Source organism: Micromonospora sp. NPDC050276, assembly GCF_044459545.1.
GTDB lineage: Bacteria > Actinomycetota > Actinomycetes > Mycobacteriales > Micromonosporaceae > Micromonospora.
On sequence record NZ_JBITJA010000002.1, the window covers coordinates 582,409 to 596,612 of the forward strand.

Genomic DNA, 14,204 nt, shown 5'->3' on the forward strand with positions numbered 1-14,204 from the left:
AACGACTCGAGGAGGCCCCATCAGCGTCGAACCACGCGTGAACGAGCAGATCCGGGCACGTGAGGTCCGACTGGTCGGCCCAGAGGGTGAGCAGGTGGGCATCGTCCCGCTGGAGCGCGCTCTTCAGCTGGCCGCGGACGTCGATCTGGACCTGGTCGAGGTTGCGCCGATGGCGCGCCCGCCGGTGTGCAAGCTCATGGACTTCGGCAAGTTCAAGTACGAGAGCGCACTGAAGGCGCGCGAAGCGCGGCGTAATCAGCAGCAGACCGTCATCAAGGAAATGAAGCTTCGGCCGAAGATCGACCCGCACGACTACGAGACCAAGAAGGGTCACGTGGTGCGGTTCCTCAAGGCGGGCGACAAGGTCAAGGTGACGATCATGTTCCGCGGTCGCGAGCAGAGCCGCCCGGAGCTGGGTTACCGGCTCCTGCGCCGGCTCGAGTCCGAGATCACGGACCTGGGATACGTCGAGGCCGCTCCGAAGCAGGACGGCCGAAACATGATTATGGTTCTCGCTCCGCACCGGGCCGTCAAGGCCTCCGCGGTCGCCGCTACGGCGTCGCGCGGTGGACCTCGGGACCGGGCAGCGGACGAGTCCGCCGCTCCGGCAGCCGATGAGACCGCGGCGGTCGGCGAGACCGCAGCAGCCGGTGACACCGGCCTCGCCGCCGACACCAGCGGCGAGTAACAGGGGAGAAGACGTTCCACATGCCGAAGATGAAGAGCCACACGGGTATGGGTAAGCGGGTCAAGGTGACCGGCAAGGGCAAGATCGTTGCCCAGCAGGCCGGCCTCCGCCACAACCTGGAGAAGAAGCCCTCCACCCAGACCCGCCGGCTGACCGGCACGGTCGTGCTGGCCAAGGCCGACGTCAAGCGCATCAAGAAGCTGCTCGGCCGCTGACGCGCGCCACCTTTACGTAAGAAGGAGTTGAGATGGCACGCGTCAAGCGGGCTGTAAACGCCCAGAAGAAGCGTCGTACCCTGCTGGAGACCGCGAGCGGTTACCGCGGTCAGCGCTCCCGCCTGTACCGCAAGGCCAAGGAGCAGGTGCTGCACTCGATGCAGTACGCCTACCGGGACCGTCGCGACCGCAAGGGCGACTTCCGGCAGCTGTGGATTCAGCGGATCAACGCGGGCGCCCGGGCCAACGGGATGACCTACAACCGTCTGATCCAGGGCCTGCGTCTGGCCGGCATCGAGGTCGACCGCAAGATCCTGGCCGACCTGGCTGTCAACGACGCCGCCGCGTTCGCGGCGATCGTCGAGCTGGCCCGGGCCGCGGTCGCGGCCGAGGGCACCGGCGGCGCGGCGGCTCAGGCCGCCTGATCCCCACGCACCAGAGCGAGGCGTCTCCCGTGTCGGCACCGCCGTCCGGGGGGCGCCTCAATCGTGCCGGAGGAACGCACACCATGGCCTTCACCCCGCGTACCCCCAGGGTCGTCGCCGCCCGCCGTCTGCAACGCCGCCGGGACCGCGACGCCACCGGCCGTTTCCTGGCCGAGGGCCCGCAGGCGGTCCGCGAGGCCCTCGCGCGGCCGGGGGTGGTCACCGAGCTGTTCGGTACGACCACCGCGCTCGACCGGTATCCGGAGTTGGCCGCCGCGGCGGCCCACGCCGACGTGCCGGTCTCCGAGGTGACCGACGACGCCCTGGCGACGCTGGCCGAGACCGTCGCCCCGCAGGGGCTGGTGGCCGTCTGCCGGCACCTGGACGTCTCGTTGGAGCAGGCCCTCGCGGGTGCGCCCCGGCTGGTGGCGGTGCTCGCCGAGATCCGTGACCCGGGCAACGCCGGCACGGTGCTACGCACCGCCGACGCGGCCGGTGCGGGTGCGGTGGTCTTCGCCGGCGACGCCGTCGACCCGTACAACGGTAAGTGTGTGCGGGCCTCGGCCGGCAGCCTCTTCCACGTCGACGTGGTCCGCGCGCCGGACCCGGTCGCGGTGGTCGAGGCGCTGCGCGGCGCCGGGCTGTCGATCTTCGCCACCACCGGGTACGGCGACAGCGACCTGGACGATCTGACCGACTACGGGCGGCTCGTCGGGCCCACCGCCTGGCTGTTCGGCTCCGAGGCGCACGGCCTGCCCGAGGAGTTGACCGCCGCCGCCGACGCCCGGGTGCGGGTGCCGCTGTACGGGCGCGCGGAGAGCCTTAACCTGGCCGCCGCCGCCGCGGTCTGCCTGTACGCTTCAGCGAGAGCACAGCGCTGAGGGTGACCACCTCCGGCGCTACCGACAGCAGGGGAGAGCGTCCGCCCATGAACGCGACACGGCGTTCGTTTAGCCAGCCCGCCGGTGTCGGCGGGCGGCGGGCCTGACCTGCTCCCTGCGCAACTCCTACCGGCGGGCTGCGGCACAGCCGCGCGTCCGTAGACTCGCTTAGCCGCCCCGGTGAGGGCTGGCGCCGCCGTGAGGGAGTGCCCGTACGCCATGAGCTACCGCAACGATCCGTACGACCCGAAGCAGGTCGCCCTGCTCGACCCCGCAGCCCTGGCCGAGGCCGTCGCGGACGCCACGAAGGCGTTCGAGGCCGCCGCCGACCCGGACGCGCTGACCGCGCTGCGCTCGGTGCACCTGGGTGACCGGTCACCGGTCTCGCTCGCCCGCCGGGAGATCGGCGCGTTGCCGCCGGCCGCCAAGTCCGACGCCGGTAAGCGGGTCAACGAGGCCCGCCGGGCCATCGAGACCGCGTACGCCGAGCGCGCCGAGGTGGTGGAGCGTGAGCAGGCCGAACGGGTGCTGGTCGAGGAGCGGGTGGACGTCACCCTGCCCTACGACCGGCGTCCGCGGGGTGCCCGGCACCCGTTGAGCACTCTGATGGAGTCGATCAGCGACCTCTTCGTCGGGATGGGCTACGAGGTGGCCGAGGGGCCCGAGGTCGACCTGGAGTGGGTCAACTTCGACGCGTTGAACATCCCCGCCGACCACCCGGCGCGCGGGTTGATGGACACCTTCCACATCGCACCGGAGGGCTCCGGCCTGGTGCTGCGTACGCACACGTCGACGGTGCAGACCCGCACGATGCTCAGCCGCAAGCCGCCGATCTACGTGATCGTGCCGGGCCGCGTCTACCGCACCGACGAGATCGACGCCACGCACAGCCCGGTGTTCCACCAGGCCGAGGGTCTGGTGGTCGACAAGGGCATCACGATGGCGCACCTGCGCGGCACGCTGGACCACTTCGCCCGGGCCATGTTCGGGCCGGAGGCGAAGACCCGGTGGCGGCCGCACTACTTCCCGTTCACCGAGCCGTCGGCGGAGTTCGACGTGTGGTTCCCGGAGCACCGGGACGGCCCGCAGTGGGTCGAGTGGGGTGGCTGCGGCATGGTCAACCCGCGGGTGCTGCGCGCCTGCGGCGTCGACCCGGAGGTCTACTCCGGATTCGCCTTCGGCATGGGCATCGACCGGACCCTGATGGTCCGGCACGGGGTCAGCGACATCCGCCATCTCTTCGAGGGCGACGTGCGGTTCAGCCGCGCGCTCGGGACCGGGGCGTAGGCGATGCGGGTACGAGACACGGGAACGGTGGTCTGAAGTCATGCGAGTTTCTGTCAGTTGGCTGCGGGAGTACGTCGACCTCCCCGCCGACCTGCCCACCGGTGACCTGGAGCAGGCCCTGGTCGACCTCGGCATCGAGGTCGAGTCCGTGGTGGACCTGGCCGAGACCGTCACCGGCCAGCTGGTCGTCGGTGAGGTCCGCGAGATCGAGGAGCTCACCGGCTTCAAGAAGCCGATCCGGTTCTGCCGGGTCGACGTGGGTGCCGCCAACGGCACCGGGGAGCCGCAGGAGATCGTCTGCGGGGCGCGTAACTTCGCCCCGGGCGACCGGGTGGTGGTGATCCTGCCCGGTGGTGTGCTGCCCGGCGGCTTCGCCATCGGCGCCCGCAAGACGTACGGGCACAACTCGGCGGGCATGATCTGCTCGGCCAAGGAGCTGGGCCTGGGCGACGACCACTCCGGCATCATCGTGCTGGGGCCGGACGTGACGGCCAAGCCCGGCGACGACGCCCGCCCGGTGGTCGGCCTCGACGACGTCGTACTCGATCTGGAGATCACCCCGGACCGGGGGTACGCGTTGAGCCTGCGCGGCCTGGCCCGCGAGCTGTCGCACGCGTTCGACGTGCCGCTGCGCGACCCGGCCCTGGCGCCGGCGCCGGGCGGCACCGAGACGCCGGCGTACCCGGTGGAGGTCCGCGACCCGGTCGGCTGCGACCGGTTCACCGCCCGCCTGGTGCGCGGGGTCGACCCGACCGCGCCCACCCCGTCCTGGATGTCCCAGCGGCTCGTCACCGCCGGCATCCGCAGCATCTCGCTGCCGGTCGACATCACCAACTACGTGATGCTGGAGCTGGGCCAGCCGATGCACGCCTTCGACGCCGACCGGATCGCCGGGCCGCTGGTGGTCCGTCGCGCCGACGCGGGGGAGACGCTGACCACCCTCGACGGGGTCAACCGGGTGCTCACCGCCGACGACATGGTGATCTGCGATGACACTGGGCCGATCTCGCTCGCGGCGGTGATGGGCGGCGAGACCAGCGAGGTCGTCGCCGGCACCACGAACGTGCTGTTCGAGGCGGCGCACTGGGACCCGGCCATGGTCGGGCGCACCGCGCGCCGGCACAAGCTGTTCAGCGAGGCCGCGAAGCGCTGGGAACGGGGCGTCGACCCGGCGGTGGCGCTGGTCGCGCTGGAGCGGGCCGTGCGGCTGCTCACCGAGCACGGCGGCGGCACCCCGAGCGCCGAGATCCTGGACATCGACCACGTCCGGCCGCATACCCCGATCACCCTGCCGGCGGACCTGCCGACCCGGCGGGTCGGCGTCGAATACCCGCCGGCGCGGGTGGTCGCCCTGCTGGAGCGGGTCGGCTGCACCGTCGCGCAGGGCGCGGACCGGCTGTCCGAGGACCCGGGCACGGTCGGCGTGGCCAGCGGCGCCGGGACGGCGCTCAGCGTCACCCCGCCGACCTGGCGGCCCGACCTGACCGACCCGGCCGACCTGGTCGAGGAGGTGGTCCGCCTCGACGGGTACGACCGGGTGCCGTCGGTGCTGCCGACCGCGCCGCCGGGCCGTGGCCTGACGGCGCGGCAGCGTCGGCGCCGGGCGGTCGCCGGGTCGCTGGCCGAGCGGGGGTACGTGGCGGTGCTCGCGCACCCGTTCGTGTCGCCGGAGCTGGCCGACCAGCTCGGCCTGCCGGCCGACGACCCGCGCCGGCCCGCGGTGCGGCTGGCCAACCCGCTGTCCGAGGAGGAGCCGCTGCTGCGCACCACGCTGCTCGGTCCGCTGCTCGGCATCCTCAAGCGCAACCTCGGTCGGGGCCAGCGCGACCTCGCCCTCTACGAGATCGGTGCGGTCTTCCACCCGCGCATCGGTGCCGGCAGCCCGCCGGCGATGGGCGTGGACCGGCGCCCCACCGACGCCGAGTTCGCGGCGGCCGACGCGGTAGTGCCGGCGCAGCCGGTGCACGTCGCGGTGGTGCTCTCCGGCGACATCGACCCGGCCGGCTGGTGGGGTGCGGGTCGGCCGGCCGGCTGGGCGGACGCGATCGAGGCGGCCCGGGACGTGTTGGCCGCCGCCGGGATCCCCGACGAGCGGGTCGAGGTGCGCGCCGCCGAGTACGCGCCGTGGCACCCGGGGCGCTGCGCCGAGCTGCGGGTCGACGACACGGTCGTCGGGCACGCCGGTGAGCTGCACCCGGTGGCGGTCGCGGCACTGGAGCTGCCCCGCCGCACCAGCGCGATGGAGCTGAACCTCGACGCGCTGCCGTCCACCCCGGTGACGCCCGCGCCGACGGTCTCCGGTTTCCCGCCGGCGCTGATCGACGTGGCCCTGGTGGTGGACGACTCGGTGCCGGCGGAGCAGGTGCGCCGGGCGTTGGAGGCGGGCGCCGGTGAGCTGCTGGAGGACGTGCGGCTGTTCGACGTGTACTCCGGTGCGCAGCTGGGCGCCGGTCGCCGGTCGCTGGCGTACAAGCTCACCTTCCGGGCACCGGACCGGACGCTCACCGTCGAGGAGGCGGTCGCGGCGCGGGACGCGGCGGTCGCGGTCGCGGCGGAACGCCTCGGCGCCACCCTGCGCGGCGCCTGAGTCCGTACGTCGGCCTCCGTACCCGCTCCGGGTACGGGGGCCGTCGTCGTTTCGCGGCGGTGCGCCCTGCGTGTCGGGCATCCGACAAGCGCTACCGGCCTGCCCGCCAGGGTTTGCCACCCTGCGTGGGCGGCGGTGGCCGGGCACCAGGCATCCACCGTCCATGGCATGGTCGTTCGTCGATGCGCGATGGCCTTCGGGCGAGGTGTCGGAGGCTTTCCGAGGTCGACACGAATCGGTAGCCTTGCCTCGCGGAGACCGGCCGACACCGTCCACACGCCCTTGACGTCAAGGAGCAGCGCATGATCGAGGCAATCGTCTCCGGGGTGCTCGTCAAGATCGCCGAAGGGTCCGGGGCGGCTCTCATCGACATGATCCGGCGGCGCTTCGTCCGCAGCGACGAGCCACGGGACCTGCTGGATTCCCTGGACCGGTTCGCGCAAGGCAACGCCTCGGCGGACGACACCACGAAACTCCGCGAGCTTCTGCTCAGTTATGCGGCCGAGGACCCGGAGTTCCTCCAGGAGCTCCGGCAGGGGTCGACGTCCATCGGCACCACGAACGTGGTGGCTTCGAGCAACGTGGGCAAGCTGGTGCAGGCCCAGCGCGTCGGCGACATCACGATGTAGCCGAAAGGTGACCGACATGGGGCCCACCGCCGGAAGCTCGTCGCACAACAGCGCCGAGGGCCTCTTGGCGAACCAGGTCCTCCAGGTCGGTTCGTCCGGGGCGATCTACGTCGAACAGCCGCGAGCGGCGACGCGCGTGCCCGAACCACCACACATGCTCCCGGGTGGAATCGGGAGGATCGTGGGCCGACACCATCTGCTGCACGAGATGGACGAGGCGATGAAGACGCCAGGCTCGCGCTGCTGCATGTTGTGGGGCCTGGCCGGGTCGGGCAAGACCACCCTCGCCCTCGCCTGGGCCAGTTCGCGGATCGCCGAATACCCCGACGGGCAGTTCTTCGTCGACATGTGCGCGTACTCCAGCACGCCGCGGATCGAAGCGCGGGACGCCCTGCGCAGTTTCCTGGCCACGCTGGGGATCAACCGGTCCGACCTTCCGGACAACGAGGCGGAGTGGGGCAGCATCTTCCGGGCCGTCACCGCCGGTAAACGCTGCCTGGTCATCGTGGACAACGTGGGCTCCTACGAGCAGATCCGAGAGTTGGTGCCGGGCCTCGGGTCGGTGCTGGTGGTCACCAGCCGCCGGGCGATCCCCGAGATGAGTGTTCGGCACGATGCCCGGGTCCTCAAGCTTCCGCTGCTGACCCTCGACGAGGGGGTGGAGCTCATCGCCGAACGTGTCGGGTTCGTCCGCGTCGAACGGGAGGAGGCCGCCGCCAAGCGCATCGTGCAGCTTCTGGAGGGGCACCCGCTGGCGTTGGCGATCGTCTCGGCGAAGCTCGCCATCCAGACCAGTTGGACGATCAGCGACGCCGCTCGGGGAATCGAGGAGGAACAGAGCCCGCTTCGCTTCCTCGACGACGCCGGCCTGGGCATCGAGGTGGGGCGCGTCATCTCCTGGTCACTCGACGACCTCGACACGGCGACGACGAAGGTCCTCTACGTCGCGTCCATGCTGCCCAGCAACGAATGCTCCGTCGCGGTCCTGTGCCTCATCCTCGAACAGCCCAAGCGGGATTGCGACCGTCGTCTTCAGGCTCTGTGCCTGGCGTCTCTGATCGATGAGATCGGCCCCGGTCGTTACCGTTTCCACGACATCATGAAGGCCTATCTCGCGGAGACGCTGGCCCAGGTGCTGACCGACTCGGAGCAGGAGCTGACGGCGCGCCGCATCCGGACGGTCTACCTGGCGTTGAGCTACGCCGCCGATCGCGCCATCGACCCCAACCGAAGCCCGTTGCCGTCCGGCCAGGAGTTGTTGGCGATCAGCGGGTCCGCCAGCTTCACCGTGGCGCAGGCGCTCTCCTGGTTCGAGTCGATCACACCATCGATGACCTACCTCATCGACGGCGCCCGGGCCGGCGGAGACTTCGCTTTCATCACGCGATTCGCGTGGGCGGTCAACACGTTCCTCTACTGGCGGCAGGACGTCGCGAGAACGCTGTCGATCCAGCGGGAGGCAGTTGCCGCAGCGGTCGCCGGTGACCCAGAGATGGAGGCTCTGTGCCGACGCGGCCTGGGGCGAGCCCTCGCCGACGTCGGGCAGCTTGAGCCGGCGAAGGAGGAGCTTCGTGCCTCCATGGCGCTGGACGAGGCGGCGGGCGACGACACCGGCCGGGCGTCGTCGCAACATGCCATGGCGGAGCTCTCCCTGCGGTCGGGTCACCACCTGGACGCGCTGCGCTGGGGGCTCCGGGCGGCCAGGGAGTCCCGGGGCAGCAACAATGTGGTCCGCGAGGCCCGAGGGTTGTACGACGCGGCCCGCGCCCTGAACGAAGCGGGCCACCACACGTGGGCCAGAGGGCTCGGCCTGCGGAGCCTTGCCATGTGCGAGGAGCGCGGCAACGACTACGGCCGGGCGTTGGCCCTGCGCCTTCTCGGTGCCACTGGCCTGCGGTCGGGCGATCTCGACGAGGGCTGCACCTGGTTGGAACGTGCGTGGAGGGTCGAGGAATCCCTGGGAAACTTCCGGTCTGTCCGGACGATCCTGGGTCAGCTCGAGGAGGCGTACGCCCAGGGCGGCAACGCGAGCGCCGTGGAGGAGGTCCGACGGGCTCTGGTCCGCCTCGAGCACTACCCGGATCTCACCCGGTCGGCGCTGGTGGTCGGGACCGCGACGACATGAGTCCTCGGTACGCTCCGCTCGTCCCGGCTGACGAATTGGCCAGCCCTGTCTCGTATCGGCAACTCCGGCGCGAACTGGAAGGCGTGAGGTTCCGGCGCGAGGTCGAAGCGATGGTCGACCGCGCGTGCCAGGGGCTGGAGGGTGGCGAGCTGCTCCGGAACACCTTCGCGTCCCTGAGCCGGAATCTCGCCGCCGAGGGTGCGCTCAGCTTCGCGGGGCTCGTTCCGCCCGAGCGTTTCGATCCCGCGCGCCGGGCGTACGACTCGGCGATCGACACCAGGGGCAGCCGTGGGTCGCTGCACAGCTACCTGAACGTCGTGGACGCCGGATCGCTGATCGACAACCCCGAGTTCCGGGAGTCCTTCGCCCATCCGCTCCTGGTCGCGCTCGTCGCGCACGCCCTCGGCGGGCCGGTGAAGATCATTGACTTGCGGGCGAAGGACACGCAGCCAGTCGACGTCGTGGCGCGAGACAACACCCTGCACCTCGACAACAGCCCCTTCATGGACGAGTTCAAGGTGATCGTGACCTGGACGATGGGCACCGGTCAGGGGCCCTCGGGGCAGGGGCTCACCTACCTCCCTCGCACGAATCGGCTCCTCAGGCAGTGCTTCGTGAACGACGAGGGCGCCGTGTGGAGCGACGAGGACAGCTGCATCTTTCCCTCGCAAGCCCGGGTGGACGAGGCGCTCGCCGCCCAGGCCCGCTTCTTCGATGACGGTCTCCCGCGCGTCGTCCATCTCCAGGACATCGCAGCGCCGTGCCACACGATCTTCGCCGCGAGCCGGCTGATCCATCACCGGTACCGAACCTCCGCCGGCGGGCCACGGAGCGCGATCATGGCGTCGTTCCACCGCACCGACGAGGGCACCGGTTTTCTCGGTGCCGGCCACGTCCCGGGGCCCGCTCTCGACCGGTTCCTCCTGGCGAGCGGGGATGGGCGCCCCTTCCTGGAGCTTCTCGCCGACGAAACGCCCCGGATCATCGCGGCGCTCAAGGCGGCCGCGTCCCGGCCCGACTTCGTGGTCGACCCGGATCGCCATCTCCTCCGCGACGACAGGCTTCGCGCCTGGTACGAGCGGCAGAGCGCGGGCGTCTCACTCGACCGACTTCGCCGCGCCACGCTGGCCACGGCCGTCGGTGACGACACGCCCCTCGTGCAGCGGCTCGTGCTGCGGATGCAGTACGACCTGCAGGGCGCCCTCAACATGCCGCTCTACGCCGACTTGCGGGAGGAGGTGCGCAAGCGGGCGCGGATCGTGATCCGGGAGATGACGCCCGAGCGCATCCGAGACGTCGTCACGAAGCAGAACCTGGACCAGATCCTCCGCGCGGCGGAAGCACCGCATCGGCCGGTCAGCGAGCTCGCCGCAGAGCTCCACTGCGCGCTTGTCGCTCTGGAACGCCTCCTGTCGACCGCAGTGGCGGCCCGGCCCGCCGGCCCGATCTGGGGGGCGACCGATGGGAGCGTCGCGGCGTCGTCCTTGCGGCGCTTCATCGTCGATCTCTGCTGGGTGGCCACTGACATAGCGGACAGCGCTTCCCTGGCCACCGGCTTTGTCTTCGGTGCCCTCGGCTCGGCGTTGGCCGAGGACCTCTTCGACCTGGGTGATCCCGGCCGCGAGGTCACGGCCCGACTGTTCGGGGTGTATGCCCGGCTCGCGGCGCCTTCCCTTGGCGAACGGTGTCCGGCGCACTCGGACAGGGAGAAGCTCGACACCTATCTCGAGACCGTGAACGAAGAGCGGCAGACCGCCAAGCTGGCGTCCGAGGTCTGGTTTCAGGCGGCTTCCGCCGCGGTGACCGGGCGAAACGACGACTTCGTCCGAGCGCTGGTGCGCCATGTCCTGCCGTCGGGGGAACCCGCGCCGGAGTCTGGCGACCTCGGACCGCTCCTGGCGGATCCCGGCGCGCTCAACGCGTACTACTGGCAGCGGGTCGGCATCGCGAAGCCGGTGGCGGTGCACTTCGGCGCGGCGGACCTCGACACCCTCGACGGCTACTTCTCCCTGACGGCGGGCCGGAGCCTGCCGGCCGCGGTTGCCCGCCTGCGCGCCGAGACGACCCCGCGCTCACCGGCCGATCTGTTGCTCCGCAGCATCGAGCGGCTCGCGCTTCTGCGGGGCCAGTCCCACGCCGACGCGTGCCGGGAGGTGATGAGCCGGTTGTCGACGCACTGGCCGGACCTCCTTCGGAGGTGCCCGACTCCGGACGGAACGCCGTTGACAGCGGAGCGCGTCCTCTCCGCGTTCCACGACTCGATCCTCGCGGGCGAGGAGGGATGGCGCTCGCACGGGTCGTCGCCGGGCACCGCCGCGCCGCGCGAGGGGTCCCTCGGGGTGTCGTTGACGACCGCCGAGGCGCGCGAGTTGGCCCAGGTGTACATGCTCGCTCGCCTCTGCTTCAGCTCCGAGGAGGTCCGGATCGCGCAGCTGCTGGCCAGCAGCCCGCGTATCCGGTACGCCATCCTCGCCACCCATCTGTACCTGGTCTCCCAGGTGTCGCCGTCGGCCTCGGAACTGGTCGACGGCTGGGGCACGACGAGGATCGCCCTGCCCTTCACCGAGGCCTTCGTCAATCGATCGGGCTACTCGTCGTCTGTCGTCGACCTCGCGCCGAACCCAAAGTTGATCACGGTGATCTGCAACAACCTGTTGCCGGCGGTGGCCGGCGAGTTGCTCAGGCGGGACGCCGACGTCGATGAACTGGATGCGGAGATCGTGGGCGCCGGTGTCCAGGCCGCGGTGCGGCGCGGCGTCTTCGGCGTCACGATCGGCCTGTTCCATCGCAGCGGCCTGCGGGACATGGTGGCCCTGTCCGGTCTGAGCAGGCGGATCTGCCCGGCCGTCGGGCCGTTCGGCGCGTTCTGTCGGCGATGGCTGCCGTACTTCTTCGAGCACTACCCGGTGCTGGGCGCACGTTCATGCAGTCCTTCACATAAAATTGCAGTCGGTAGCTCCTACTGCTAGCCTTCGCTGCATAGTCATGCGGAGGTGGGTATGGGGATCCGAGTCGCAGTCGCCGGAGCGAGCGGGTACGCCGGAGGTGAGCTGCTGCGCCTGATCGCCGGGCACCCGGAGTTCGACCTGGTCGCCGCCACCGCGCACAGCCAGGCCGGGCACCGTGTCGACGTGGTGCACCCGCAGCTCACCGGGCTCGACCTGGTGCTCGGCGAGACCGATTCGACGGCCCTGGCCGACGCGGACCTGGTCTTCCTCGCGCTGCCGCACGGCGAGTCGGCGGCCCTCGCAGCCCAGCTCCCGGCCGAGGTACGGATCGTCGACCTGGGCGCCGACCACCGGCTGGCCGACCCGTACGCCTGGGCGCAGTACTACGGTGGCACGCACGCCGGGCAGTGGACCTACGGCCTGCCCGAGCTGCCCGGCCAGCGGGAGCTGATCGCCGCCTCCACCCGGGTGGCGAACACCGGCTGCTACGCCGCCGCGATCACCCTGGCGCTCGCGCCGCTGATCGCCGACGGCGCGGCCAGCCCCGCCGACGTGGTGGTGGTCGCCGCCTCCGGCACCTCCGGGGCCGGCCGGGCGGCCAAGCCGCACCTGCTGGCCAGCGAGGTGATGGGCGACCTGTCGCCGTACCGGGTGGGGACCCACCAGCACGTCCCGGAGATCAAGCAGGCCACCGGGGCGACCGGCCTGTCGTTCACCCCGGTCCTGGCGCCGATGCCGCGCGGCATCCTGGCCACGGTCACCGCGGTGCCGGCGCGCGGCGTCGACCCGCAGGAGGTGCTGGCGCGGGCGTACGCGGACGCGCCGTTCGTGCACGTGCTGCCGGAGGGTCGCTGGCCGCACACCGCCGCCACGTTGGGCTCCAACTCGTGTCACCTGCAGGCCACCGTCGACGTCGACTCGGGTCGTCTGATCGTGCTCAGCGCGTTGGACAACCTGGGCAAGGGCGCCGCCGGTCAGGCCGTTCAGAACGCCAACCTGATGCTGGGCCTGCCGGAGACGATGGGCCTGTCGACGTGGGGGGTCACCCCGTGAGCGCGAGGAGTGCAGCGCAGCGGAGCCCCGCAGTCGCGAACGAAAGGCAAGCGCCGTGAGCGCGAGGAGTGCAGCGCAGCGGAGCCCCGCAGTCGCGAACGAAAGGCGAGCGCCGTGAGTGTCACCACCCCTCGGGGGTTCCGGGCGGCCGGTGTGGCCGCCGGCCTCAAGGCCAGCGGCGGCGCGGATGTCGCCCTGGTGGTCAATGACGGCCCGGACGCCGGTGTCGCCGGTGTCTTCACCACGAACCGGGTCAAGGCCGCGCCGGTGCTCTGGACCCAGCAGGTCGTGCAGGGCGGTGTGGTCCGCGCCGTGGTGCTCAACTCCGGCGGCGCCAACGCCTGCACCGGCCCGGCCGGTTTCCAGGACACCCACGCCACCGCCGAGCACACCGCCGCCACGTTGACCTCGGTCAGCCCACGGTTGATCCTCGGTGCCGGTGAGGTCGCGGTCTGCTCGACGGGTTTGATCGGTGAGCGGCTGCCGATGCCGAAGCTGCTGCCCGGCGTCCGGTCGGCGATCAAGAGCTTGTCCCGGGACGGTGGCCTGGCCGCCGCCGAGGCGATCATGACCACGGACACCCGGCCGAAGACCACGGTGGCCCGGGGCAGCGGCTGGACGGTCGGCGGCATGGCCAAGGGCTCCGGGATGCTCGCTCCGGGGATGGCCACCATGCTCTGTGTGCTGACCACGGACGCGGTGGCCGGGCCGGCGACCCTGGACGAGGCGTTGCGGGCGGCGACCCGGGTCACCTTCGACCGGGTCGACTCCGACGGCTGCATGTCCACGAACGACACGGTGTTGTTGCTGGCCAGCGGAGCGAGCGGGATCGAGCCGACGGTGGCCGAGCTGACCGCCGCGGTCACCGCGGCCTGTCACGACCTGGCCCAGCAGTTGGTGGCCGACGCCGAGGGCGCGACCAAGCAGGTCACCATCGACGTGGTCGGCGCCGCGACCGAGGACGACGCGGTCGAGGTGGGCCGTACGGTGGCCCGCAACAACCTGGTCAAGACCGCGCTGTTCGGCAACGACCCGAACTGGGGTCGGATCCTCGCCGCCGTCGGCACGACCTCCGCCGCGTTCGAGCCGGACGAGGTGGACGTGGCGGTCAACGGGGTGTGGGTGTGCCGGGGCGGCGCCGCTGCCGAGGGCCGCTCGAAGGTCGACCTGACCGGGCGGGACGTGACGATCCGAATCGACCTGCACGCGGGCCCGTCGGCCGCCACGATCTGGACCAACGACCTGTCGCACGCGTACGTGCACGAGAACTCGGCGTACTCGACGTGAGCGCGAGGAACGCAGCGCAGCGGAGTCCCGCAGTCGCGAACGAAGGGTCGGCACGGTGAGCGCGAGGAACGCAGCGCAG

Annotated in this window: 11 protein-coding genes; all 11 read left to right on the forward strand. The window is 71.4% G+C overall.

Features of this window, described 5'->3' with window-relative positions; all coding sequences use genetic code 11:
• Positions 1-37 precede the first annotated feature (37 nt).
• The 11 genes from infC (at position 38) to argJ (ending at position 14,125) form a co-directional block, all read left to right on the forward strand.
• Complete coding sequence (gene infC, locus ACIBF8_RS05900) at positions 38-688, forward strand: translation initiation factor IF-3 (RefSeq protein WP_363615808.1); 651 nt, start codon at positions 38-40, stop codon at positions 686-688.
• Between the two features lie 20 nt (positions 689-708).
• Complete coding sequence (rpmI, locus tag ACIBF8_RS05905) at positions 709-903, forward strand: 50S ribosomal protein L35 (protein WP_007458415.1); 195 nt, start codon at positions 709-711, stop codon at positions 901-903.
• 32 nt (positions 904-935) lie between these two features.
• Positions 936-1,328 (forward strand): 50S ribosomal protein L20, encoded by a 393-nt coding sequence (gene rplT / locus ACIBF8_RS05910; RefSeq protein ID WP_030335718.1) that lies wholly within the window; start codon positions 936-938, stop codon positions 1,326-1,328.
• Positions 1,329-1,411: 83 nt separating this feature from the next.
• Positions 1,412-2,209, forward strand: coding sequence for a TrmH family RNA methyltransferase (locus ACIBF8_RS05915; RefSeq protein WP_396781210.1), 798 nt, complete (start codon positions 1,412-1,414; stop codon positions 2,207-2,209).
• Between the two features lie 219 nt (positions 2,210-2,428).
• Positions 2,429-3,496: a phenylalanine--tRNA ligase subunit alpha gene (gene pheS / locus ACIBF8_RS05920; protein ID WP_396781211.1), complete on the forward strand. Its 1,068-nt coding sequence runs from the start codon at positions 2,429-2,431 to the stop codon at positions 3,494-3,496.
• A gap of 40 nt (positions 3,497-3,536) precedes the next feature.
• Positions 3,537-6,083 (forward strand): phenylalanine--tRNA ligase subunit beta, encoded by a 2,547-nt coding sequence (gene pheT / locus ACIBF8_RS05925; protein ID WP_396781213.1) that lies wholly within the window; start codon positions 3,537-3,539, stop codon positions 6,081-6,083.
• Between the two features lie 302 nt (positions 6,084-6,385).
• Positions 6,386-6,712, forward strand: coding sequence for a hypothetical protein (locus tag ACIBF8_RS05930; RefSeq protein ID WP_396781214.1), 327 nt, complete (start codon positions 6,386-6,388; stop codon positions 6,710-6,712).
• Positions 6,713-6,728: 16 nt separating this feature from the next.
• On the forward strand, positions 6,729-8,837 hold the full coding sequence (locus ACIBF8_RS05935; protein WP_396781215.1) for an NB-ARC domain-containing protein: 2,109 nt from the start codon (positions 6,729-6,731) through the stop codon (positions 8,835-8,837).
• Positions 8,838-8,872: 35 nt separating this feature from the next.
• Positions 8,873-11,806, forward strand: coding sequence for a hypothetical protein (locus ACIBF8_RS05940; protein WP_396781216.1), 2,934 nt, complete (start codon positions 8,873-8,875; stop codon positions 11,804-11,806).
• A 30-nt stretch (positions 11,807-11,836) separates the two neighbouring features.
• Positions 11,837-12,838, forward strand: coding sequence for an N-acetyl-gamma-glutamyl-phosphate reductase (gene argC / locus ACIBF8_RS05945; RefSeq protein ID WP_396781217.1), 1,002 nt, complete (start codon positions 11,837-11,839; stop codon positions 12,836-12,838).
• Between the two features lie 114 nt (positions 12,839-12,952).
• On the forward strand, positions 12,953-14,125 hold the full coding sequence (argJ, locus tag ACIBF8_RS05950; protein WP_396781218.1) for a bifunctional glutamate N-acetyltransferase/amino-acid acetyltransferase ArgJ: 1,173 nt from the start codon (positions 12,953-12,955) through the stop codon (positions 14,123-14,125).
• Positions 14,126-14,204: the final 79 nt, after the last annotated feature.